This window comes from Janthinobacterium sp. TB1-E2, assembly GCF_036885605.1.
Lineage (GTDB): Bacteria > Pseudomonadota > Gammaproteobacteria > Burkholderiales > Burkholderiaceae_D > Janthinobacterium > Janthinobacterium aestuarii.
Window position 1 is genome coordinate 2,488,903 of record NZ_CP142523.1, and the last position, 23,128, is coordinate 2,512,030.

A 23,128-nucleotide genomic window follows, 5' to 3' on the forward strand; every position below is an offset into this window, starting at 1 on the left:
GCTTCAGACGACGAAGTTGGCGCCCGTCAGCTGCGTGATGTTCACACCGCTGAGCAGCACCAGCGCCGTGTCGATGGCATTGGCGTTGCTCAGGTCAGTCGAGTGATACACGGTCACGGCGCCGCTGTTTTGCGCATCGGCGATGACGATGTAGCCCTGTCCCGACAAGACGCTGTCGTCGGCCGCGATGGCGCTGGCCGCCGCGCCGATCGACACGGACGTGCCGTCGAAGATGAACAGGTTGTTGTTGCCAAAGTCCGTGCTCACGTTGACGCCCACGGCCACCGATGCCGTCAGGTCGGCGATGGCCGACATGTCGATCACGTCGCCGCCGGCGGCCGGCAATCCCGTGCTGAAGTCGGCTACCGTCAGCGGGTTGTGCAGGGCATTCTGGCTCAGCACGAACAGCTGGCTCGCGTCCGTCAGGTCGGCCTGGGCCTGGGCCGCCGCTGCCGCCGCAGCATCGGCATTCGCCGCCACCGTCAGCGAGCCTGCGTCCGTCAGGTCCGCCTGCGCCTGCGCCTGCAGGGCCGCGGCCGCGGCCGCATCGGCGGCCAGTTGCAGTGCGCTGGCGTCCGTCAGGGCGGCCGTCTGCGCCGCTGCCAGCGCTGCTGCCGTTGCCGCATCGGCGGCCTGCGTGAGCGCCACGGCATCGGTCTGGTCGGCGATCGCTTGCACGGCGGCGGCGTTGGCCGCATCCGCATTCGCCACGACGGCCAGCGCGCTGGCGTCGGTCTGCGCCGCGATGGCGTTCGCTTGCGCCAGTGCCGCGTCGGCTGCCTGCGCGTCGGCATTGGCCTGGGCCGCCGCCGCGTCGTCCGCCTGCGCGGCATCCGCATTGGCATGTGCTTGCGCCGCAGCCGCTGCCGCGCTGGCGGCGACCGCATCGTCCGCTTGCGCCGCTTGCAGGGCCGCCAGGGACGCGGCGGCCTGTGCCTGCGCCAGCGGCGCGGCGGCATCGGCCGCATGGGCGGCCGCTGCCGCTGCTATCGCATTGTTGGCGTTGACGGTGGCGGCCGCTGCCGCCGCATCGTCGGCCTGTGCCGCCTGGGTGATTGCCAGCGAGGCGGCGGCCTGGGCCGCTGCGGCTGCTGCGGCGTCATCGTCGTTCTGCGCTGCCGTGGCCGCTGCCAGTGCGCTGGCGGCCGTTGCCGCCGTGCTGACGGCCAGCGCGTCGGCGGCGATGGCTGCCGTGTGCGCGGCGGTGGCGGCAGCGGCATTGGCCGCTGCCTGGTTGGCGGCCGTGTCGTCGGCCTGCGCCGCCTGGGCTGCGAGCAGCGATGCTGCCGCTGCGGCGGCGCTGGTGGTGGCGGCGGCATCGGCGGCTGCCGCTGCCGTGGCAGCCGCTTGCGCCAGTGCGGCGGTTGCGGCGGCATCGGCTGCGGCCTGGTCGTCGGCGACGGCGGCATTGTGCGCCGCCTGGGCGTTGGCCGCGTTGGCCGCTGCCAGCGCGGCTGCCGCGTCATCGGCCTGCGCCGCCTGAGTGGCGGCCAGGGTGATGGCGGCCGCAACGGCCGCTGCCGCTGCCGCAACATCGGCGTCATGCGCGTTTTGCGCCGCCAGCTGGGCTGCCGCCGCGGCGGCGGCCGTGGCGGCGACGTCGGCGTCGGCGGCCAGCGCTGCATCGAGTGCCAGTTGCGCATTGGCTGCGGCGGTGGCGGCTGCTGCCGCGGTGGCGTCGTCCGCCTGGGCATTGAGAGTGGCGGCCAGGGAAATGGCCGCTTGCGCTGCTGCCGCTGCTGCGGCGGCATCGGCGTTTTGCGCCGCGACCGCCGCCGCATGCGCGGCAGTGGCATTGGCGGCAGCGGTGGCTGCAGCCGCATCGTCGGCCTGGGCCGCCGCCAGCGCCGCATGGGCGGCAGCCGCATTGGCATTGGCCTGGGCCGCGTCATCGGCCGCACTCTGGGCGGCGATGAGGAGGTTCAGTTTCAGCGTCTTGTCATTGTCGGCATCCGTGGCGTTGATATCGGCCGTCACGGCGGCGTTCAGGTTGAGGATGGCCGCATCGAGTGCGGCATGGGCGTTGAGGGCTGCCGTGTCGGCCAGTTGCGCCGCCAGGGTGGCGGCCGCCGAGAGGGCGGCCGTGTGCGCGGCATTGGCGGCTGCATCGTCGAGGGCCAGCGCCGCGCTGGCTGCCGCCAGTGCGTTGTTGGCCGCCGTGGCAAGGGCCGCCAGGGCGACATCGGCCACCAAGGCCGCATCGGAAAGCAGCTGGGCCGCTGCGGCCGCGGCTGCCGTGCTTGCCGCCGTGGCGTCGTCTGCCGCAGCGGCATTGGCGGCGGCGAGCGAGGCGCTGGCCGTCAATATCGCCGCGTTGAGTGTGGTCGTGGCGTTGTTCAAGGCCGTTTGTGCGTTGGCCGCTGCCGTGGCTGCGGCGGCAGCGGCGCCGTCGTCGGCCAGGGCCTGGTTCAGCGCGGCCAGGGCGCTCGCTGCCGTTGCCGCGGTCGTGCCGACGGCGAGATCGGCGGCCTGTGCGGCTTGCGTGGCTGCCAGCGAGATCGATGCCGTGAGGGCGGCGGCGGCGGCGGCGATATCGTCCGCTTGCGCGTGCTGCGTGGCGGCGGCCGAGATGGCGGCCACGGCGGCCGCCGCGGCAGCAGCCGTGTCGGCGGTGGCGGCGGCCACCGCGGCGGCCGTTGCATTGGTGGAGTTCAGCACGGCCGCAGCGGCAGCCGCATCGTCGGCCAGGGCTGCATTCAGGGAAGCGAGCGCGTTGGCGGCGATGGTGGCGGCGCTGGCGGCGGCATTGTCTGCCAGTTGCGCCGCTTGCGCGGCCGCTTGCGAGACGCTGGCGACAGTGGCGGCCGTCGCAGCGGCCAGATCGTCGGCGATGGCGGTAGCGGTGGCCGCACTCGCCGTGATGGCGGCAGCGGCCGTGGCGGCCGCATTCGCGTCCGCCTGCAAGGCCGCATTCAGGGCGGCCAGGGCGTTGGCCGCCGTCGCTGCCGTCGCGGCGGCGGCGGCATCGGCCGCCTGCGCCGCCTGGGCCGCTGCCAGCGAGGTGGCGGCCACGCCAGCGGCCGTGGCCGCGAGCGTGTCGTCCAGCGCCGCCGCCGTGGCTGCCGCCTGGGAAGTCAGGGCCAGGGTGGCGGCGGCGGTGGCGGCACTGTCGGCCGCGAGAGCATTGTTCAGGGCGGTCAGGGATGCTGCCGCCGTGGCGGCTGTCGAGGCGGCAGCCGCGTCATCGGCTTGCGCCGACTGCGCGACGGCCTGCGACAGGGCCGCCGTGGTGGCCGCTGTGGTGGCCGCCAGCGCCGCCACCAGGTCGAACGGGTGGGCAGCTGAATAGGCGGCCAGGGCGGCGGCATTGGCCGCATCGTTGCTGGCGACGGTGGTCAGTGCGGCGGCATCCGTCAGGGCAGCCTTGGTGGCCGCCACGGTGGCGGCCGTCACATTGAGCGTGTGGGCGGTACCGAGCAGGACGGCGTCGGTGAGACCGGCGACGGCGGCTGCTGCCGTCGAGGCGGTGGCATTGACGGTCGCGACCAGGCCCAGGGCGACGGCGTCCGTCAGGTTGGCCGTCGTTTGCGCGGCGGTGGCGGCGGCCGCATCGACGGTGGACACCAGGCCCAGGGCGACGGCGTCGGTCAGCGCGGCGGTGGCCGCTGCCGTGTTGGCGGCGGCCGTGGCGGCAGTCGACACGGTGCCCAGGGCGACGGCATCGGTCAGGCTGGCGACGGCGGCAGCGGCGCTGGCGGCCGTGTTGGCGGCCGTCGACACGAGGCCCAGTGCCACTGCGTCGGTCAGGTTGGCCGTCGTTTGCAGGGCGGCAGCGGCAGTCGCGTCGGCCGTGGCGACCAGGCCCAATGCCGTGGCGTCCGTCAGCGCGGCGGTGGCGGCAGCCGTATTGGCGGCCGTGGTGGCCGCTGCCGAGAGCGTGCCCAGGGCCACCGCATCGGTCAGGTTGGCAACATTCGTCGCCGTATTGGCGGCGGCAGCGGCGGCCGTGGCGAGCAGGCCCAGGCCGGCGGCGTCCGTGAGGTTGGCTGTTGCCTGCAGGGTGGCGGCCACGGTGGCATCGGCGGTCGAGATCAAGCCCAGCGCCGTGGCGTCCGTCAGCGCCGCCAGGCTGGCTGCCGAGGAGGCGACCAGCGCATCGGCATTCGAGATGAGGCTCAGCGTGGTGGCATCGGTCTGGCCAGCCGTCGTGACGGCCAGGGCTGCGGCCGCGTCGGCTGCGGAAGAGACCAGACCCAGGGCCACGGCGTCGGTCAGGTTGGCAACGGATTGTGCCGCCGTCAGCGCGTTTTGCGCCAGCGTGTTGGCGGCCGTCAAGGTGGTGACAGCCGTCTGGGCGGCAAGTTCGGCGGCGGCGTCGGTGGTGGAAACGAGGCCCAGCGCGCCGGCATCGGTCAGCAGGGCCGTGGCGGCGGCAGCCGCGGCGGCGGCCTGTGCGGCGGCGGCAGCACTGACTGCCGAGATATCGATCCCGCCCAGCCCGGCGGCCACCTCCGCCGCCGAGACGGCAGCGGCCGCCGCAGTGATGAGTGCATCGGCATCGGTCGCGGCGGCGAGGGTTTGCAGGCCGGCTGCCGTCAGCGCATCGGCGGTGGAGATGCCGGCAAGGATGGTGGCATCGAACAGGGAGGCAGTGATATCGGCATTATCGGCACCGAGCTGCAGGGTATTGACGACGGCCGTCAGATCGAGCACGCTGGTTTGGCCGGCCGTGACGTTGGCGGCCACGGCGGCGATGCTGGCGAGGTTGAAGGCGTTGAGCGCGACATTGACGTCCAGCAGGCTGGCTTGCGCATTGGCGGCGGCCGCATCGGCATCGGCCTGGTCGGCCGCTTGCTGCAAGGCGACCACATCGGTCTGGTCGGCCACTGCCTGGGCATTGGCGGCATCGCTGGCGGCCGCTGCGTCGGCGGCTGCCAGGGCTGCCGCATCCGTCTGGTTGGCCGTCGTTTGTGCGGCCAGCGCGGCGGCGGCATCGGCGTCGGAAACCAGTTGCAGGGCGGCCGCGTCCGTCAACGCTGCCTGCGCGGCGGCGCCGATGGAGGTATTGGCGGCCGCATCGGCCGTGATTTGCAGGGCGGCCGCGTCGCTCAGGCTGGCTGTGACGACGGCGTTGGCCGCCACGGTGGCGGCAAGGGCGGCGGCGGCGTCGAGCGCGGCGGCATCGCTACTGGCGGCCAATGCGGCTGCGGCTGCGGCGGCAGCGTCGGCATCGGAAATCAGGGCCAGCGCAGCCGCATCCGTCAAGCCGGCCTGCAGTTGTGCCGCGTCCGACGCCAGGGTAGCGGCATCGGCGATCAGGCCCAGGGTGGGCGCGTCCGTCATGTTCGCTTGCGTCTGTGCATTGGCGGCGTTCGTCGCGGCGGCATTGGCGGCCGCTTGCAGGGCGACGGCGTCCGTGGCGTTGGCGATGGCGGCGTCCTGGGCGGCAATACCGGCGGCGGCGTCCGCTGCCATCGTCAGCGCGACGGCATCGGTGAGGTTTGCTTGTGCATCGGCGGCAATGGAGGTATTTGCGGCGGCGGTGGCGGCAATGCCCAGTGCCGTGGCGTCGCTGGCATTGGCCGCTGTCGCCGCATCGGCGGCGGCCGTGGCCGCGGCGCTCGCGGCGGCGGCCAGGGCGGCGGCATCGGTGACATCGGCCAGTTCGGTCGCGGCGGCAGACGCGGCGGCATCCGCATCCGAGATGAGGGCCAGGGCAGCGGCATCGGTAAAGCTGGCCTGGATGCCTGCGGAGACGGCGGTGTTGGCGGCGGCGGTTGCCGCCAGGTCCAGCGCGGCGGCGTCCGTGGCATTGGCCAGCGCCGTGGCGGCGGCTGCAGCGGCGGCGTCATTGGCCGCGATGACGGCCAGCGCGGCCGCATCGGTCAGCGCCGCCTGCGTGATGGCCGCGGCGGCGACCACGTCGGCCGCATCGGCGATGGCTTGCAGGGCAGGGGCGTTGGTCTGGTCCGCTTGTGTTTGCGCCGCATCGGCGGCGGCGTGTGCGGCGGCGGCGTTGGCGGCGGCCGTGGCGGCAGCCGCATCGGCATTTTGCGCCGACGTGGCGGCGGCCTGGGATATGGCGGCGGCAGTGGCAGCGGCGGCGGCAGCGCTGTCGTCATTCGTGGCGGCGGTCGCTGCCGCTTGCGCGCCGGGCACGACAGCGGCCGTGCTGGCCGCCAGCGCATCGTCGCTGGTGGCGCTATTGGCGGCGAGCAAGGCTGCCGCCGCGTCAGCGGCCGCTTGCGCCGCCAGCTGGTCGGCCAGGATGGCCGCATTTGCCGCGGCCAGCGAAGCTGCGGCCGTGGCCGCTGCAGCCGCCGCTGCGGCGTCATCGGCCAGGGCATTGGCGGCGGCCGCCGCGGCGGCAGCGGCGGCCAGCACGGCCGTGTTGCTCACGACGGTGGTGGTGGATTGATTGCCCGTGCCACCGCCGGTCGAGCCACCTGTGCCACCTGTGCCGCCGGTACCGCCCGTCCCCGTGCCGCCTCCGGTACCACCGGTGCCGCCTGTGCCCGTGCCGCCACCGGTGCCGCCTCCGGTGCCGGAACCGCCAGCCGCGGCGCCACCGCCTCCGCCACCGCCGGCTGCGGCGGCGACCAGGCCAAGGCCGCCGAGCGCGCCCAGCACGCCAAGTCCGCCCAGGCCACCCGCAGCGCCAGCGCCCGCGCCGCTACCGGCGCCAGCCGATGCGCCGGCCACATCCACGACACTGCCGCTGGGGATGCCGGCAGCACTGGCGCCTGTGCCCGCGGCGCCTGCGGCGCCACCATTGTTATCGCTTTGCGGCGTGCCGAGGTCGGCACTGCCATTGCCGGCCTGGCCTGCGGCCGCGCCACTGCCACCGGCTGCCAGGGCGGCTGCCGCCACAGCGGCCGCCGCGCCCACGGCGCCGGCATTGCCGTTGGCGGCGCTTCCCGTGACTTCCACGACATTTTCAGGCGGCATGGTCGCGCTGGCATCGTCCCCTTTGATCAGTTCATCTTCGTCATACTGCTTGCGGTCGCCGTTTTTTGGGTCGACGGCTTTTTTTGCGGGCGTCGCGATCTTGGCGCCAGCGCCTTCGGCATTGACGGGAACTTGTGCTGGGTTTTGGGTGGTGGCCATTTGAAAGTCTCCGGAAAAGGTTAAGTATTCGTACAATTTTCTAAAATAATAAAAAATCAATAATCCGCTTCGATTCCTTGCTTGCTCCGGCGAGGCTTGGGCCGTGGTTGAACTCTGGTGTTTCCGATGTTGATAGTGGCAAGTAAAACATAATTGGGAAAAAAACGTTGGGGCAAAAGAACGCGATTGCGGCGATATTTAAAATGTTATTTCCATATTCGTTTTATGCGTTGCCGCTTTCCTGTATTTTGTGGCGCCGGCAACTGGCTGGTCCGGCGAGACGTAACGGCAGGATGCAGCGTTTGCACGACGTATGTGCTGGATTCCACTATGAGGATAGTTTCAATTTTGAAACTTCCAATTTCATTTTGATCACTTCCAACGGTCTTATTTTCTCTGGCGTCATGCGGGTAAATACTCACGAATTGTCACGAAACAGGTGTTTTCGGCTGAGTCTGCTGTCGTGACCGCGTATTTCTGCGCTTTTTATCCAAAAAAACGCCTTCCTATCGAATTGCTAGTTGTTGTTTTTTAACTGTCGATTATCAAATGTGATTGGTAATAAAATACGATAGAAATAATTATTTGTAATTTTTATATCGAATTAATGCTATCGAATGAATAGTCTTGATGTGGCGATGGGGAGTTTTCAGAATAACTATCGCTAAGGTAGTTATTATTTTTTGGGGCTGAATGGAGTAGAAATGAAAAACGCCCCGGCGGGCGAGGCGTTTTGTGGGGGAGGTGATATGGCGCTGTCAGCCTTCCTCGCGCCAGCGGCGCAGGCGGATGGCGGCGTAAATCAGCGCCGCGCCTGCCGCCGCACCCAGCCAGACGGCTGGCAAGGCCAGGCTGGACCAGGAGTTGCTGAACACATCGATGCGCGTCATGTGCGATCCCCCTTCTGCCAGGGCATGCATTTGCGACAGCAGTTGCGGCTCGAACAGATACCAGCTGCCGGGAAGGGTGCCCAGCAGGGCGCGTCCGATGACATTCATCTGTATCCAGCTTACATTGCTTTCCGTCTGCGTCAGCTTGCCGGCCCACACTGTCAGGATGAGCAGCAGCAGCGGCACGCCGACGGCCCACAGGAAGACTTTCGACTTGGCCCAGCTCGATACCATCAGCAGCCAGCCGACCGTCGGCAAGGCCCACAGGCAATACACGGGCAGCAAGCCGAACACGCGCAGCGGTCCCAGGTACAGGCCGGGGGTGGCGAGCAGTTCGGCAAACACGTGGATGCCGTTGGCCGCCAGCACGCCGCTGAGTATCAGGATCAGGGCCAGCGAAGTCAGGCTGGCGGCGGCGGCCACGATGAGCGGCGCGACCAGCAGGGCGATGGCCGCTTTCGACAGCACTGTCTGCGCATCCGAGATGGGCAGCGATTTCCAGAACAGCACGCTGCGGTCGCGGCGGTCGTCATGCAGGGTGCTCAGGCAATAGAAGAACACGAGGAAACCCAGCGCCAGGAACAGCGGCGCGGCCGCGTACGTGTAGTTGTTGGCGACGGCGTCGATGATTTCCGTGCGGCGCGGGCCGAAAGTGCGGGTATTGAAGACGGTGCTCCAGGACACTTCCTCGCCATTGACGATGAGCGCCGTGCGCATCTTGGTCTTGGCGATGGTGCCTATCGTCATCAAGGCGCCCAGCACGGTCATGACGATGCCGATCAGGGCGGGTGTCCATACCAGCATGCCCTTGTGTTCCCACAGTTCACGCCGGATCAGCCATTGCAGCTTGTTGGCAGGGGAAATACTCATTGGTACGATCCTTTCATGGTCGCGACAAACAGGTCAGCCAGGCTGGGCGTGCGTACTTCGCCCAGGGCGGCCAGCTGGGTGCGGGCGACGCCGTCGAACAGCATCACCGACTTGCCGAATACGCTGCGTTCGCTGATCGGCTGCAGGGCGCGCGCCGGATTGACGTGCTGCGGGCCCACCATCACTTCGATATAGCGCTCGCCCACTTCTTCCATGCTCGAGGCCAGCACGATCTTGCCGTCGCGAATGAACATCAGGTCGCTGAGGATGTGTTCCACTTCCTCGATCTGGTGTGTGGTGATGACGATGGTCTTGTTTTCATCGAAATAGTCTTCCAGCAAGTTCTGGTAGAACTGCTTGCGGTACAGAATGTCCAGGCCCAGGGTCGGCTCGTCGAGCACCAGCAGTTTGGCGTCGATGGCCATCACCAGCGCCAGGTGCAGCTGCACCACCATGCCTTTCGACATGGCCTTGACCTTCATCTTCGGCGACAGCTTGGTGTGGGCCAGGTAGCGCTCGGCCTTGCTGCGGTCGAAACGTGGATGCACGCCAGCAACGAAATCGATGGCGTCGGCCACGCGCAGCCAGCCCGGCAGGATGGCCACGTCGGCGATGAAGCACACATCGTCCATCAGCGCATCGCGCTGCACACGGGGATCGCGCCCCAGCACCGACAAGTCGCCTTCGAAGCCCGTCAGGCCCAGGATGGCTTTCAGGGTGGTGGTCTTGCCGGAACCGTTCGGCCCGATCAAGCCGACGATGCGTCCCGGCGCGATATCGAAGCTGATGCCATCGATGGCCACCTGCTTGCCATATTGCTTGCGCAAGCCGCGCGCGCTGATGACGCTATCCTTGTTCAATGCATTCATGCGCTCTCTCCGTGTGCGTCGCTGTCGCGGCTCGCTTGCAGCAGTTGCTCGAGGTTCAGGCCCAGTTGCGTGATGCGTTCAAGCATCGCCGGCCATTCTTCGCGCATGAAGCGCTCGCGTTCACTGGCCAGCAATTTGTCGCGGGCGCCTTCCAAGACATACATACCGAGTCCTCTGCGTTTTTCCACCAGGGCATCGTCGACCAGTTCCTGGTAGGCGCGCGACACCGTGATGGGATTCAATTGATAGTCGGCCGCCACTTGGCGCACCGAAGGCAGGGCGTCGCCGGACTGCAGCACGCCATCGAGCATCATGCCCACCACCCTGGCCTTGAGCTGGCGGTAGATGGGGCTATTGTCGTTCCATTCCGCGCTCATGGGATGCGCTCCCATAAGGGTGGTGCGGCGCGGCGCGTGAAAAATGCGGTAGGCATCGAAGCTCCGTGATGTATTGAGTTGGTGTTGTAGTTAACTATAACACTAAGACCCAAAAAATCAACACGTATTTTCAGGTCATCCGCGCCTGCAGATCCAGCGCATTGAACAGAGCGGCCCCGGCCGCCGTATTGTCGAAGATGCACCAGCTGTCCGTCTGCGCCGATGCGTGCAATTCGGCGGCCAGCGTCGCCAGGTAATCGGCAGGGTAGTCCGAATAATATATTCTCGGGCTGCCGTGCAGGCGCACGTAGGCGATATCCGTCGTCGGCACGTGCGGGCCCGGCTGGCCTGCGGGCGGATCGGCGCGCACGCGCGTGATGCGCTGCATTGTTAACAGCTCGGTGGCGCCTTGCTCGAACCAGCTGGGATGGCGCGCTTCACACGCGAGCATGCCATCGAAGCGTTGCCGTAGCGCAGTCAGGAAGTCAAAGGCCACATCCGCCTCGAAACGCAAGCTGGGCGGCAGCTGCACCAGTACGCAGCCCAGCTTGTTTCCCAATTCCCCCACTTCCGATGCAAAGCGATCGAGTTCGGCCTCACCATCGCGCAAGCGCCGTTCGTGCGTGATGCTGCGCGGCAATTTCACGCTGAAGCGGAAATGAGCGGGCACGCTGTCGGCCCAGCGCGCATAGGTGGCGCCCTGGTGCGGGCGGTAGAACGAGCTGTTGATTTCCACGCAGTCGAGCACTTGGGCATAGCGCTGCAGGTGGCTGCCATCGAGGGGGAAGTGGCTGGCGGCGGCGCTGGAAATGCTCCAGCCGGCCGTGCCGATGTAAACAGTATGCATGGCGCCATTACAGCAAGCCCAGGCGGGCGCGGCTATCGGACAAACGCCCGTGCCGCCGTCGGCGCGGGCCTAGTCGATGATGTTGCCGTTCAGGTCGTGGCGCGTGATGTTGCCGCGCGCATCGATGGCGATCCAGCCGCCGCGCGGCGGCGTGACATCGCATTCCCAGTCGGGCAAGACATAGCGCAGGGTATGGCCGACCTGGTGCAGGGCGGGGCGGTGCGTATGGCCGTGAATCATGACGGTGCTCGCATGTTCGGCAAACACTTGCGCCACAGCATCGGGGGTGACATCCATGATGTCCATGGATTTTTCGCCATTGTGCTCGCGGCTGCTCTTGCGCAAACCGTCGATGATGGCCTTGCGCTGCGCCAGCGGCATGGACAGGAACTGTTTTTGCCAGGCGGGCTGGCGCACCATGGCGCGAAATTCCATGTATTGCACGTCTTTCGTGCATTCGGCGTCGCCGTGCAGCAGGACGATGCGCTGGCCCGCTATCGTGGCCACGTGCGGTTCGCTGAGCAGGGTGGCGCCGGCGGCGGCGGCAAAGCCGGAGCCGACGAGAAAGTCGCGGTTGCCGGCGATCCAGTAGACGTGCACGCCAGCATCGCTGACGGCGCGGATGGCGGCCGTCATGCGCGCATTGAACGGGTCTTCCAGGTCATCGTCGCCGGCCCAGTATTCAAACAGGTCGCCTAATAGATACAGCGCTTGCGCATATTGCGCATGGTGTTCCAGGAAAGAAAGAAACGCCGCGCTGGTGCGCGGGTGCGAGCTCTGCAGATGCAGGTCGGAAATAAAGAGTGCGGCAGGCATTGTCATCGTTCAACGCTCCCAAAAAGTGATGTGCATGGAGAGGCGAAAACGTTGCAATGCCTGTTATTCATGATGCTGAAGCCTGATTACGCGGCTTCTACCTTCTCGATGATCACGTCCGTCACTGGCACGTCGGCGAACATGCCGGCGCGCGAGGTTTTCACGGCGCGGATGGCGTCGACGACTTCCTTGCCTTCGGTGACTTTACCGAACACGGCGTAGCCCCAGCCGTCCTGGCCTGGATAGTCGAGGAAGCTGTTGTTCTTGATGTTGATGAAGAACTGGGCCGATGCCGAATGCGGATCCGACGTGCGGGCCATGGCCAGCGTGTAGGTATCGTTTTTCAGGCCGTTCTTGGCTTCGTTTTCCACGGTGGTGTCGGCTGGCTTTTGTTTCATGCCTGGCTCGAAACCGCCGCCTTGGATCATGAAGCCGTCGATGACGCGGTGGAAAATCGTGTTGTCGTAGTGACCGGCTTTCATGTAGGCCAGGAAGTTGGCAACCGTTTTCGGCGCTTTCTCGGCGTCCAGTTCAGCGGTGATCTTGCCCAGATTGGTGGTGATGATGACGGAGGTCATGATGATCCTTAATAAATTGGATGAATAATTGATTCAGCGGCGCCAGGCAGGCCGGCGCCGCAAAAACGCTATTTTACAGTTTTGCTGGCGCGGATTTGAGTAAAGTCGCCGATTCGATCACCACGGGGGTGACCGGCACGTTCTGGTGCGGGCCCTTGTCGGCAACGGGCACGGCCTTGATCTTGTCGACCACGTCCATGCCGCTGACGACTTTGCCGAACACCGTGTAGCCGAAACCGTCGCGGCCAGGGTAGTCGAGCGCGCCATTGTCGTTGACGTTGATAAAGAATTGCGCGGTGGCCGAATGCGGGTCGCCCGTGCGCGCCATGGCGATGCTGTAGGTGACGTTTTGCAAGCCGTTTTGCGCTTCATTCTTGATCGGCGCCTTGGTGGCTTTCTGTTTCATGTTCTTGTCGAAGCCGCCGCCCTGTATCATGAAGCCGTCGATGACGCGGTGAAACACCGTGCCCTTGTAGTAACCGCTTTTGACATACTGCAAGAAATTGGCCACGCTGTGCGGCGCTTTTTCCTGGTTCAGTTCCAGCACGATCTCGCCCATGGTGGTTTTCAGGGCCACATGTGGCGTGGGGTCGAGGGCCGTCGCCGGGGCGGCTGCCACGACGGCGCTGCCCAGGGTCAGGCCGGCAAACAGGGTGCAAAAACGGGCCAGGAAAGACAGGCGTTTCGATTTGATTTCTTGCATGAAGGTGTCCTTGATCGTTATTTTTCTCTAAACTTGCTTTAATTGTAAAGAAATGAAAATTCGGTTGAACATCGTAAAAACCTGATTCATATCGGGCCAGTATGGTTTTTATCAATGTTATACTTGACCGCTAACGCCCTAATTCTAACAAACAAGAACAACAATACAGCGGGTCGTCCCGTCTCGGCGCACACGGCAGTTCTGTGGCGCGGCACCCCCGGTGTCCGCGCCTGTCTGTCGTTTTGCCAGGCTGGCGGCCGCTCCACTTGCAAAGTACGATGAGCAATCTAAAGATTTACAACACCCTGGCGCGCGAGAAGCAGGTATTCGTCCCGATGGAAGCGGGCAAGGTACGCATGTACGTGTGCGGCATGACCATCTACGATTATTGCCATATCGGCCATGCGCGCATGATGATGGCGTTCGACGTCATCTACCGCTGGCTGAAAGCCTCCGGTTTCGACGTCACCTATGTGCGCAACATTACGGACATCGACGACAAGATCATCCGCCGCGCCGTGGAAAACGGCGAGACGATTTCCCAGCTGACGACGCGTTTCACCCAGTACATGGATGAAGACACGGCCGCGCTGGGCATCCTGACGCCCGACCATACGCCGCGCGCCACTGAATACGTGCCGCAGATGCTGCGCCTGATCGAGCAGCTGGAAGCGAAGGACCTCGCTTACCAGGGCGCGGACGGCGATGTGAATTATGCCGTGCGCAATTTCCCCCATTACGGCAAGCTGTCGGGCAAGTCGCTCGACGACCTGCGCGCGGGCGAACGTGTCGACGTGAACACGGGCAAGCGCGATCCGCTCGACTTCGTGCTGTGGAAGTCGTCGAAAGAGTCCGAGCCGGAAGAAGTCAAATGGGATTCGAAATGGGGCAAGGGCCGCCCGGGCTGGCATATCGAGTGCTCGGCCATGTCCTGCGCCTTGCTTGGCGAACAGTTCGACATCCATGGTGGTGGCGCGGACTTGCAATTCCCGCACCACGAAAACGAGATCGCCCAATCCGAAGGCGCCTTCGGCCATACCAGCGTCAATTACTGGATACATAACGGTTTCGTGCGCCTGGACAATGAAAAGATGTCCAAGTCGCTCGGCAACTTCTTCACCATCCGCGAAGTGCTGCAAAAGTTCGATGCCGAAGTGATCCGCTTCTTCATCCTGCGCGCGCACTACCGCAGCCCCCTCAATTACTCGGATGTGCACCTCGACGATGCGCGCCTGTCGCTGACCCGCTTGTACACGGCGCTGGCCGACGTGGTGGTGGAAGAGGGCGCCATCGACTGGAGCGAAGCGCATGCCGTGCGCGTGCGCGAAGCGATGGATGACGATTTCAACACGCCGCTGGCCGTGGCCGCCCTGTTCGATCTGGCAACGGAAGTCAACAAGAGCAAGTCGCCAGCCCTGGCGCGTCAATTGAAGGGCCTGGCGGGCGTGTTCGGCTTGCTCGAACGCACGCCGCAGCAATTCCTGCAAGCGACCGTCGGCGCCGCCGCCGGTGGCCAGGACGAAGCGGCCGGCATCGAATCGGCCATCGCGGCGCGCAGCGCGGCGAAGAAGGCGCGCGACTTTGCTCAGTCCGACAAGATCCGCGCCGACTTGCTGGCGGCGGGCATCATTCTCGAAGACAAGCCTGACGGCTCGACCAACTGGCGCCGCGCATGATGCCAACGTCCAGGGAAAACGGGGAAGCGCCGGTGGAAGCGCAGGTGATCCAGGTGCCGCATTACTGGGAAGAGGCGAAGATCGAGCTGATGAAGCGCGACCGCATCATGAAAAAGCTCATCCCGCAATTTGGCGACCTGCACCTGGTCGGCCATAGCGACCCGTTTACCACCCTGGCCCGTTCGCTGGTGGGACAGCAGATCACGCCCAAGGCGGCCGATGCTGCCTGGAAAAAGCTGCTGCTCGCTTGCCCGAAATGCACGCCGTCGCAAGTATTGAAGGCAGGCGCCGAGCAGCTGTCCGCCTGCGGCTTGTCCAAACGCAAGACCGAATACATCCTCGACCTGGCCGACCATTTCAAGGCCAAGCGCGTGCACGCGAGCCAGTGGGACCAGATGGATGACGAAGCCGTCATCGCCGAACTGGTGCAAATCCGCGGCATCGGCCGCTGGACAGCCGAGATGTTTCTGATATTTAATCTGCTCCGGCCGAATGTCTTGCCGCTCGACGACCCCGGTTTGATCCAGGGAATCAGCGTCAATTATTTCTCCGGCGAACCAGTTTCCCGCAGCGATGCGCGCGAAGTTTCCGCCAATTGGGAACCGTGGCGCACCGTGGCGACGTGGTATTTGTGGCGCAGTCTCGACCCTGCAGCCGCCCCTGCCGCACCCGATGCAGCCCCCGGTGCACCAGCCGGTACGGTAAAATAAACATAGATGACGCCGCGCGCCCTGGCGCCGTGGCCGGTAAAACCTGGAGGTACAATGACTAAAACGACTTTCCTCAATTTTGAACAGCCGATCGCGGAACTCGATTCCAAGATCGAAGAGTTGCGCTTCGTGCAAGACGATTCGGCCGTCGATATCTCCGAAGAGATCGACCGCCTGGCCAAGAAGAGCCAGCAGCTGACCAAAGATATCTACGCCAAGCTGACCCCTTGGCAAGTGGCGCAGATCGCGCGCCACCCGCAGCGCCCCTACACCATGGATTACGTGAATGAAATCTTTACCGATTTCCACGAATTGCATGGCGACCGCAGCTACGCGGACGATCTGTCCGTCGTGGGTGGCCTGGCCCGCTTCAACGGCCAGCCGTGCATGGTCATCGGCCACCAGAAGGGCCGCGACACGAAAGAGCGTGCCATGCGCAATTTCGGCATGCCGAAACCGGAAGGCTACCGCAAGGCCATGCGCCTGATGAAAGTGGCTGAAAAGTTCAACTTGCCCATCTTCACCTTCGTCGACACGCCAGGCGCCTTCCCCGGCATCGACGCGGAAGAGCGCGGCCAGTCGGAAGCCATCGGCCACAATCTGTACGTGATGGCCGAGCTGAAAGTGCCGCTGATCGCCACCATCATCGGTGAAGGCGGTTCCGGCGGCGCGCTGGCCATTGCCGTGGGCGACGCCGTGCTGATGCTGCAATACTCGACCTATGCCGTGATCTCGCCGGAAGGCTGCGCCTCGATCCTGTGGAAGAGCGCCGAGCGCGCCTCCGACGCGGCCGAAGCGCTGGGCCTGACCGCCCACCGCCTGAAAGCCATGGGCCTGATCGACAAGATCATCAACGAACCGCTGGGCGGCGCCCACCGCGATCCGAAACAGATGGCCACCTTGCTCAAGCGCGCACTGGCCGACACCCTGCGCCAGTTCCACGGCATGAAAACCAAGGACCTGCTGGCCGCGCGCCACGAAAAACTGCTGAGCTACGGCAAGTTCAAGGAAACGACGCCGAGCGAGTAAGGCTGGGGTCAGACCCGTCGGGTCTGACCCCAAATGTAAGCCAACATAGCATTCAAACACCAGGGACAGCCAGCTAAACGAACCCATCCGTTTAGCTGCCTGTCCCTCTTTGCATTCCCGGAGTCCTGATTGAAAAAGCAACAAACCGCCACCGTCGCCGATATCTTTGCCCATGCGCTGGACGTCTGCGGACCCCAAGCCGGCGAGACGGTCGCCATCGCCCTCAGCGGCGGCCTCGATTCCTCGGCCCTGCTGCACCTGGCGCATGCCTGGGCGCAAGAGCACGGCGTGTTTCTTTACGCGTTTCATGTGCACCACGGCCTGAGTCCGAACGCGGACGCGTGGCTGGCCCACTGTGAACAATTGTGCGCCGGCATGGGCATCGCTTTCGAGGCGCGCAAGGTCACCCTGGAAAAAAATGCGAAGACGGGCACGGAAGAGGCGGCCCGCAAGCGCCGTTACGCGGCCCTGGGCGAGCTGTGCGCCGCGCACGGCGTGCGCTTGCTGCTCACTGCCCACCACCAGGATGATCAGGCGGAAACCGTGCTGCTGCAATTGCTGCGCGGCTCAGGCACGGCGGGCTTGTCCGGCATGGATGGCGCCAACAGCGCGCCCGAGCTGCTGGGCAATCCGGACCTCGTGATGGCGCGCCCCTTGCTGCCCGTGTCGCGCAAACAGCTGGAAAGCTACGTGGAAAAACATGCGATCGCGCACATCCACGACGAATCGAACGACGATCCCCGCTTTGCCCGCAATGCCTTGCGGCACCAGGTGATGCCCGTGCTGGCGCAGGCCTTTCCCGGTTTCCAGGAGCGTTTCGCCCGCAGCGCCCAGCACGCGCAATCGGCGCAGCGCCTGCTGACGGAACTGGCGACGCAGGATCTGGCGGCGTGCCTCGATGGCGACTGCATCGAACTGGCGAAATTGCGCGAGCTGAGCGCGGACCGCTGCTACAACCTGCTGCGCCACTGGTTCGGCACGCGCGGCTTGCGCATGCCGTCGACGGCGTGGCTGGCGGAAATGCTGGCGCAATTGCTGGAAGCGCGGCCCGATGCGCAATTGCTGGTCACGCACCCAGAATGCCACGTGCGGCGCCACCGCGACCGGTTGTACCTGACGCCGAAGCTCGATGACCTGGCCGGCATGCGCGACAAGAGCGACGCGGGCATTCCCGGCCTGGAAAAAGCCAGCCAGGAATTTGTGTGGAAAGGCGAGGCCAGCCTGGCCTTTCCCGCGTATGGCGGCGTGCTGCATTTCGATGCGGTGGAAGAGGGCGGCCAGGGTATCGATATTGCCTGGCTGCAATCTCAAACCTTGACCATCGATTTCCGCCAGGGCGGCGAGCGCCTGAAACTGGCCTTGAACCGACCCACGAAGAGCTTGAAATACCATTACCAGGCGTTTGACGTGCCCGCCTGGGAGCGCGAACGCCTGCCGCTTGTCTGTGCGGCGCAACAATTGCTGTTCGCGGCCGGTATTGGCCTCGATTGCCATTGCTTGAGTCTGCTGGATCGTCCCCGCGTCACCTTGCGCTGGGTCTCCTGCTGAGCGCAGGGGCAGCCGCCACGGCCACTCCCGGGGTGGCTGGCAAGTGGCTGCCCAAGCCGGCTGGACTGCATGGATTGGTTATTTCCATATGCGCAATCGGTATGAGCTAATGCGCTTTTTAGCTTGTTATTTTGCATTGCGGCATGTAGAGTAAAGCCCTCCTTTTTTATTCTTCTTGAGCGGAAACTTCACTCTTATGGCTTTAATCGTCCACAAATATGGCGGTACGTCGATGGGCTCGACTGACCGTATCAAGAATGTCGCCAAGCGCGTTGCCAAGTGGCACGACGCTGGGCATCAAATCGTGGTGGTGCCATCCGCCATGTCGGGCGAAACCAACCGCCTGATTGGACTGGCCAAGGAAATCATGGATCAACCCGATCCCCGTGAACTTGACATGATCGCCTCGACAGGCGAACAAGTGTCCGTCGGCCTATTGTCGATGGCACTGCTGGCGATCGGCAAACAAGCCGTATCCTATGCTGGCTGGCAAGTCGCGATCAAGACCGATTCCGCCTTTACCAAGGCACGCATCCAGTCGATCGATGACGAAAAAGTCAAACGCGACCTCGATGCGGGCAAGATTGTCATCATTACCGGTTTCCAGGGCGTCGACGAACACGACAACATCGCGACCCTGGGCCGCGGCGGTTCGGACACCTCGGCCGTGGCGATCGCCGCCGCCATGAAGGCGTCCGAATGCCTGATCTTCACGGACGTCGACGGCGTCTACACGACCGACCCGCGCGTGGTCTCCGAGGCGCGCCGCCTGAAGACCATCACCTTTGAAGAAATGCTGGAACTGGCTTCGCTGGGCTCCAAAGTGCTGCAAACGCGTTCGGTGGAATTCGCCGGCAACTACCGCGTGCCCACGCGCGTGCTGTCGTCGCTGACCGACCCGATGTTGCCGCTGGAAATAGAAGCCAATTCAGGCACCCTGATTTCGTTTGAGGAAGATACAAACATGGAACAAGCAGTCATCTCCGGCATCGCCTTCAACCGCGATGAAGCCAAAATCACCGTGCTCGGCGTGCCCGACCGTCCAGGCGTGGCCTACCACATCCTGGGACCGGTGGCGGACGCGAACATCGAAGTCGACATGATCATACAGAATCAGTCGGTCGACGGTAAAACGGACTTCACCTTCACCGTCTCGCGCGGCGAATACACGCGCGCGCTGGCCGTGCTGGAAGCGAACCGCGAATCGCTGGGCGCGGCCAGCATCACGGGCGACGCGAAAGTGTCGAAACTGTCCGTCGTCGGCGTGGGCATGCGCAGCCACGTTGGCGTCGCATCGCAAATGTTCCGCACCCTGTCGGAAGAGGGCATCAACATCATGATGATCTCCACTTCCGAGATCAAGATATCCGTGCTGATCGACGAAAAGTACATGGAACTGGCCGTGCGCGCGCTGCATAAAGCGTTCGAGCTGGAAAAAGCTTAAATATCCAAAAATATTGCCCTACGCCCTTGACCAAAGGGGGGGCAATCGATATTATGACGTTCGTCGCTGCAGCGCAGTTAGCTACAGAGACATAGTTGAGTAATCAGCTAGGAGACGTGGCCGAGTGGCCGAAGGCACATCCCTGCTAAGGATGCATACGGCTTATACCTGTATCGTGGGTTCGAATCCCACCGTCTCCGCCAGAATCAAATAAAAAAGCCTCCCCTGCGGGAGGCTTTTTTATTTGTCTGGACGGAACGGTGGGATTCGAAGACGGAGCGCCCTAGGGGGCGCGAGGCTATTCGAATCGCCATTCTGCCGCGCCCTGCGCGGCCCCGGTGGCCGCGCAGCGGCCAGCGCCGTCCCCTCATCTCAGGCACTAGCAGCCAGCTCTCCCACCGGCGCCATGCCCCACACCAGCATCCATGCCGACATGGAGTGGTGAACGTACGGTGGCTCAATGAATTTTTGCAAGATTACATCTTATAAAAAGTGATCGAACAAGCGCGACTCAATGAATCGTTTGCCAGAAAGAATGCGCACAATCGCTGGCCGACAGCCCCGCATACCCCTACGGCGCACGCGCGCATACACAAATAATAATGATTCTCATTTATAATTCTGGTCAATGGGGTAGCATGGGCTGGCGCCATGGCGCCACGGGCGGTGAAGGAGGCATGATGGGCAGTGTGTATGGCAACGAGGATGTGATCGCGCACGAGCATCGCGTGCTGATGGGAGAGTATGGCCGCGCGCAGGCGCGCTGCAGTGCGCAGCTGGCCGCGCAGGCGGCCCGCATCGCGCAGCTGGAATCGGAATTGATGCGCTCGCGGGCGCAGGTCGTGATCCGCGATACCAAACTGGCGCTGGCGCGCGACGAACTGGCCGAACTGGCGGCCAGCGCGCCCGGCTTGCCGACGCGTGCCAGGCTGGCGCGCAAGGTCGAATGGCTCGGTGAGCGCGTGCAGGACCTGATGCGCGAGTTGCTGCGCCAGCAGTGGTTGCCCATGCCAGCCATGCAGGCCGATGTGCACGAAAAAGCCGTGCTGTATGTGGGCAGCTATCTGGACCCGAATGCGGGCCAGCAGGCCGCCGGCGCCAACGTGGCGCAGCAGGCCATCGAGCAGGCCGGCGGGCGCTTCCTGCACCATGCGGGCGGCGACGACGGCGCCGATGACGTAGCCGCCCTGGAAGCGGGCCTGGTCGCGGCCGATCTGGTGATTTGCCAGACGGGCTGCGTCAGCCACGACGCCTACTGGCGCGTGCACGACCACTGCAAGCGCACGGGCAAGCGGTGCGTGCTGGTGGACCAGCCGCAAGCCATGCATTTCGTGCGCAAGGAGGCGCTGCTTACCTGACGCCGGTTTCTCCCTGGCCGAGTCCGATGCCGGCGTCGTATCCGACCCGCGCCGTTTCGCGCAGCAGGGTGGGCTGCGACAGGTGCTGGATCATGTGGCCGGCGCCGGGCAGCAAGGTCAGTGCGCTGTTGTCCAGCGCATCGTGCAGGCGCGCGGAATGGTAGCTGGCGCTGACGATCGCATCCTCGCGTCCGGCCACGATGGACACGGGCATGCGCAGTTCCGGGTAGTGTTTGCGCAGCACCGCCGCGCTCGGGATCATCATGGCCGTTTCTTCCGCCTCGGCGCGCAACTGGCCGGGCCGCAGCATCATCCACGGCGACAGGCGCTTGAAGCTGTTCGGCACCGCCGAGGGCGCGAACGCGCGTTTGACCAGCAGGGGCCACATCAGGCGCCCCAGCAGGGGCGACACGGTATGGCTGAGCACGTCGCCGATGACGGGGATGGCCGGCGTTGCCGTCAGCACATCGAAGCGCACGCTGGGATAGTAGTAGCCGGAAGCGAGCACCAGGGCTTGCACCAGCTGCGGGTGCTGCACGGCCATCGAGATCGCCACCAGGGTACCCCACGAGTGCGCCAGCACCACGGCGCGGTGTACGCCCAGCTGCTCGAGCGCGGCCGCCAGCAGCGCGGCCTGGGCGGCCGGCGTCCACAGCGTGCCGCGCGGCCTGCTGCTGTAGCCGAAACCGGGCCGGTCGAAGGCGATCACGCGGTGCGTGCGCGCCAACTGCTCGAACAGGCCCGCATGGCGAAAATCCTCGGCGATCACGCCGTTTCCATGCAATAGCACGATGACGGGACCTTCACCCTGGCTCAGGTAATGCAGGCGCGTGCCGTGCACATCGAGAAATTGGCCCGCCGGCGGATGCGCGCGCTCCGCCTGCCGGCTGCGGCTGCGGACAAACAGCCACGCCGCGCCCAGGGCCAGCGCGCCCAGGACCCAGCCCGTATTTGCCTGTGCCGGCACCGGCGCGCCCTTCGCCATCACCTTGTTGATGTCTTTATTCATCTCTTGCTCCCGTGCGAGTGTGCAGGCACCCATGATGCCCATGCCAGCCCGCTGGCGCGGTAGGCGCGCTGCGGTGCATGGCGTAGGAAAAAGGCCCGTTCGTCTTTGCCGTGTGGCGCTGCCCGGCGGAGCTTGAGGCACAATGGGCGCCTTGACTGTTGATGAAAGCGCCCATGCTGTCCCTGCAAATCGGTCCCCTGGCCCTGCCCACGGGCCTCGTCCTGCTGTTCGTTTCCCTGTGCGTCGCTTACGGCGTGGCGTGGTGGCTGCGCAGATCCCGCCAGTTGCCGGACGCCGGCCCCCTCGTTTCCGACATGCTGATCGCCGGCCTGCTGGCGGCGCGGCTGGCCTTCGTCTTGCGCTGGCACGAACAGTACCTGGCCGCGCCCTGGTCCATCATCAATATCCGCGATGGCGGCTTCCTTGCGCCGGCCGGTATCGCGGCCGCGCTGGCCATTGCCGCGTGGCGCTGCCGGCGTCCCGCCATGGCGTCCATGCGCCGACCGCTGGCCATCAGCGTGGCGGCCGGCGCGCTGGCCTGGGGCATGTTGAGCGCGGGGATCTCGCTGGCCTACGACAAGCCGGCGGCCTTGCCGGCCGTGGCTCTGCATGCGCTCGACGGCGCGCCAACGACCTTGGCCGCGCTGGCTGGCGGCAAGCCGCTGGTGGTGAACCTGTGGGCCAGCTGGTGTCCGCCATGTCGGCGCGAGATGCCCGTGCTGGCGGCCGCGCAGCAGGCGCGTGCCGATATCGTCTTCGTGTATGCGAACCAGCGCGAGGATGCGGCGGCGGCCAGCAATTTCCTGGGCAGGAGCGGCGTGACCCTGCGCAATGTGGTGCTTGACAGCGGGGCGGCGCTGGGCAAGGCGGCCGGTTCCTCGGCCCTGCCCACCACCCTGTTTTATGACGCGCGGGGGCGCCTGGTCGACACGCACCTGGGCGAACTGTCCGATGCCTCGCTGGCCAGCAAGCTGCAAAAAATCGCGCCTGTGCCTTGAGGCGGGCATGCCTTGTCGATGTAGTGTAGTGCTTTCTGATAGTATACCCCCCTATAGTATTTATCGAGATGAAATCATGGGACACACGGCGCACAACAAGACCAAGCTGCTCAATCGCGTGAAGCGTATCCGGGGGCAGGTGGAAGGCCTGGAGCGGGGCCTGGAAGAGGGCCGCGACTGCGGCGAAGTGCTGCAGCTGATCGCCGCCGTGCGCGGCGCCGTCAATGGCCTGATGGCCGAAGTCATCGAAGAACACTTGCGCGAGCACGTGGCCAGTCCCGATATCTCCGGCGACGAGCGGGCCAGGGGCGCCGACGACATCGCGGGCATCCTGCGCACCTACCTCAAATAATCGATCA

17 protein-coding genes and 1 tRNA gene are annotated in these 23,128 nt (G+C 65.1%); 9 read left to right on the forward strand and 9 right to left on the reverse strand.

The features are described from left to right. Nucleotides 1-3 precede the first annotated feature (3 nt). The 8 genes from OPV09_RS11275 to OPV09_RS11310 all read right to left on the reverse strand — a co-directional run bounded on the left by OPV09_RS11275 (nucleotide 4) and on the right by OPV09_RS11310 (nucleotide 12,997). Nucleotides 4-7,047, reverse strand: coding sequence for a hypothetical protein (locus tag OPV09_RS11275; protein WP_338681711.1), 7,044 nt, complete (start codon nucleotides 7,045-7,047; stop codon nucleotides 4-6). Nucleotides 7,048-7,805: 758 nt separating this feature from the next. After that, a complete protein-coding gene (locus tag OPV09_RS11280) occupies nucleotides 7,806-8,807 on the reverse strand; it encodes a hypothetical protein (protein WP_331777705.1) in 1,002 nt (333 codons plus the stop codon). After that, a complete protein-coding gene (locus OPV09_RS11285; RefSeq protein ID WP_034756930.1) occupies nucleotides 8,804-9,676 on the reverse strand; it encodes an ABC transporter ATP-binding protein in 873 nt (290 codons plus the stop codon). Before OPV09_RS11285 ends, OPV09_RS11280 begins: the two co-directional genes overlap by 4 nt. Then, complete coding sequence (locus OPV09_RS11290) at nucleotides 9,673-10,053, reverse strand: GntR family transcriptional regulator (protein ID WP_230518790.1); 381 nt, start codon at nucleotides 10,051-10,053, stop codon at nucleotides 9,673-9,675. Before OPV09_RS11290 ends, OPV09_RS11285 begins: the two co-directional genes overlap by 4 nt. Nucleotides 10,054-10,183: 130 nt before the next feature. Then, entirely contained in the window at nucleotides 10,184-10,900 is a 717-nt protein-coding gene (locus tag OPV09_RS11295; protein ID WP_338681712.1) for a DUF72 domain-containing protein, read from the reverse strand. Nucleotides 10,901-10,969: 69 nt separating this feature from the next. Continuing rightward, a complete protein-coding gene (locus tag OPV09_RS11300; protein WP_083292839.1) occupies nucleotides 10,970-11,716 on the reverse strand; it encodes a UDP-2,3-diacylglucosamine diphosphatase in 747 nt (248 codons plus the stop codon). Nucleotides 11,717-11,802: 86 nt separating this feature from the next. Beyond that, nucleotides 11,803-12,294 carry a peptidylprolyl isomerase gene (locus OPV09_RS11305; protein ID WP_034756945.1) on the reverse strand — a complete coding sequence of 164 codons (492 nt, stop codon included), beginning with the start codon at nucleotides 12,292-12,294 and terminating at the stop codon, nucleotides 11,803-11,805. A 73-nt stretch (nucleotides 12,295-12,367) separates the two neighbouring features. Continuing rightward, nucleotides 12,368-12,997, reverse strand: coding sequence for a peptidylprolyl isomerase (locus tag OPV09_RS11310; protein ID WP_338681717.1), 630 nt, complete (start codon nucleotides 12,995-12,997; stop codon nucleotides 12,368-12,370). Nucleotides 12,998-13,275: 278 nt separating this feature from the next. On the opposite strand from OPV09_RS11310, the gene cysS reads away from it, so the two are divergent. From cysS to OPV09_RS11345, 7 genes are all read left to right on the forward strand, one after another. After that, a complete protein-coding gene (cysS, locus tag OPV09_RS11315) occupies nucleotides 13,276-14,673 on the forward strand; it encodes a cysteine--tRNA ligase (RefSeq protein ID WP_338681718.1) in 1,398 nt (465 codons plus the stop codon). Further along, nucleotides 14,670-15,383 carry a DNA-3-methyladenine glycosylase family protein gene (locus tag OPV09_RS11320; RefSeq protein ID WP_425324038.1) on the forward strand — a complete coding sequence of 238 codons (714 nt, stop codon included), beginning with the start codon at nucleotides 14,670-14,672 and terminating at the stop codon, nucleotides 15,381-15,383. The genes cysS and OPV09_RS11320 overlap by 4 nt, the downstream gene beginning before the upstream one ends. 54 nt (nucleotides 15,384-15,437) lie before the next feature. Continuing rightward, complete coding sequence (locus tag OPV09_RS11325; protein ID WP_034756951.1) at nucleotides 15,438-16,412, forward strand: acetyl-CoA carboxylase carboxyltransferase subunit alpha; 975 nt, start codon at nucleotides 15,438-15,440, stop codon at nucleotides 16,410-16,412. Between the two features lie 129 nt (nucleotides 16,413-16,541). Then, nucleotides 16,542-17,960, forward strand: a complete 1,419-nt coding sequence (gene tilS / locus OPV09_RS11330; protein WP_338681721.1) for a tRNA lysidine(34) synthetase TilS — start codon at nucleotides 16,542-16,544, stop codon at nucleotides 17,958-17,960. A 196-nt stretch (nucleotides 17,961-18,156) separates the two neighbouring features. Next, nucleotides 18,157-19,404, forward strand: a complete 1,248-nt coding sequence (locus OPV09_RS11335; RefSeq protein WP_034756957.1) for an aspartate kinase — start codon at nucleotides 18,157-18,159, stop codon at nucleotides 19,402-19,404. Nucleotides 19,405-19,514: 110 nt separating this feature from the next. Then, nucleotides 19,515-19,607 (forward strand) — tRNA-Ser (locus OPV09_RS11340). A 435-nt stretch (nucleotides 19,608-20,042) separates the two neighbouring features. Beyond that, nucleotides 20,043-20,762: a DUF2325 domain-containing protein gene (locus OPV09_RS11345; protein ID WP_425324040.1), complete on the forward strand. Its 720-nt coding sequence runs from the start codon at nucleotides 20,043-20,045 to the stop codon at nucleotides 20,760-20,762. Here OPV09_RS11345 and OPV09_RS11350 read toward each other — a convergent pair. Then, nucleotides 20,755-21,771 (reverse strand): alpha/beta hydrolase, encoded by a 1,017-nt coding sequence (locus OPV09_RS11350; RefSeq protein ID WP_338681723.1) that lies wholly within the window; start codon nucleotides 21,769-21,771, stop codon nucleotides 20,755-20,757. The two genes, OPV09_RS11345 and OPV09_RS11350, sit on opposite strands and share 8 nt — an antisense overlap. Before the next feature lie 173 nt (nucleotides 21,772-21,944). Between OPV09_RS11350 and OPV09_RS11355 the strand changes: the two genes are divergently transcribed. Both OPV09_RS11355 and OPV09_RS11360 read left to right on the forward strand, forming a co-directional pair. Beyond that, complete coding sequence (locus OPV09_RS11355; protein WP_338681725.1) at nucleotides 21,945-22,769, forward strand: TlpA disulfide reductase family protein; 825 nt, start codon at nucleotides 21,945-21,947, stop codon at nucleotides 22,767-22,769. A 76-nt stretch (nucleotides 22,770-22,845) separates the two neighbouring features. Next, entirely contained in the window at nucleotides 22,846-23,121 is a 276-nt protein-coding gene (locus OPV09_RS11360; protein ID WP_034784058.1) for a metal/formaldehyde-sensitive transcriptional repressor, read from the forward strand. The last annotated feature ends 7 nt before the right edge of the window (nucleotides 23,122-23,128 follow it).

Bases quoted from the DNA above. Each gene is read 5' to 3' on its own strand.
- OPV09_RS11275 (WP_338681711.1), bottom strand. From the start codon at position 7,047: ATGGCCACCACCCAAAACCCAGCACAAGTTCCCGTCAATGCCGAAGGC.
- OPV09_RS11280 (WP_331777705.1), bottom strand. From the start codon at position 8,807: ATGAGTATTTCCCCTGCCAACAAGCTGCAATGGCTGATCCGGCGTGAA.
- OPV09_RS11285 (WP_034756930.1), bottom strand. From the start codon at position 9,676: ATGAATGCATTGAACAAGGATAGCGTCATCAGCGCGCGCGGCTTGCGC.
- OPV09_RS11290 (WP_230518790.1), bottom strand. From the start codon at position 10,053: ATGAGCGCGGAATGGAACGACAATAGCCCCATCTACCGCCAGCTCAAG.
- OPV09_RS11295 (WP_338681712.1), bottom strand. From the start codon at position 10,900: ATGCATACTGTTTACATCGGCACGGCCGGCTGGAGCATTTCCAGCGCC.
- OPV09_RS11300 (WP_083292839.1), bottom strand. From the start codon at position 11,716: ATGCCTGCCGCACTCTTTATTTCCGACCTGCATCTGCAGAGCTCGCAC.
- OPV09_RS11305 (WP_034756945.1), bottom strand. From the start codon at position 12,294: ATGACCTCCGTCATCATCACCACCAATCTGGGCAAGATCACCGCTGAA.
- OPV09_RS11310 (WP_338681717.1), bottom strand. From the start codon at position 12,997: ATGCAAGAAATCAAATCGAAACGCCTGTCTTTCCTGGCCCGTTTTTGC.
- cysS (WP_338681718.1), top strand. From the start codon at position 13,276: ATGAGCAATCTAAAGATTTACAACACCCTGGCGCGCGAGAAGCAGGTA.
- OPV09_RS11320 (WP_425324038.1), top strand. From the start codon at position 14,670: ATGATGCCAACGTCCAGGGAAAACGGGGAAGCGCCGGTGGAAGCGCAG.
- OPV09_RS11325 (WP_034756951.1), top strand. From the start codon at position 15,438: ATGACTAAAACGACTTTCCTCAATTTTGAACAGCCGATCGCGGAACTC.
- OPV09_RS11335 (WP_034756957.1), top strand. From the start codon at position 18,157: ATGGCTTTAATCGTCCACAAATATGGCGGTACGTCGATGGGCTCGACT.
- OPV09_RS11345 (WP_425324040.1), top strand. From the start codon at position 20,043: ATGGGCTGGCGCCATGGCGCCACGGGCGGTGAAGGAGGCATGATGGGC.
- OPV09_RS11350 (WP_338681723.1), bottom strand. From the start codon at position 21,771: ATGAATAAAGACATCAACAAGGTGATGGCGAAGGGCGCGCCGGTGCCG.
- OPV09_RS11355 (WP_338681725.1), top strand. From the start codon at position 21,945: ATGCTGTCCCTGCAAATCGGTCCCCTGGCCCTGCCCACGGGCCTCGTC.
- OPV09_RS11360 (WP_034784058.1), top strand. From the start codon at position 22,846: ATGGGACACACGGCGCACAACAAGACCAAGCTGCTCAATCGCGTGAAG.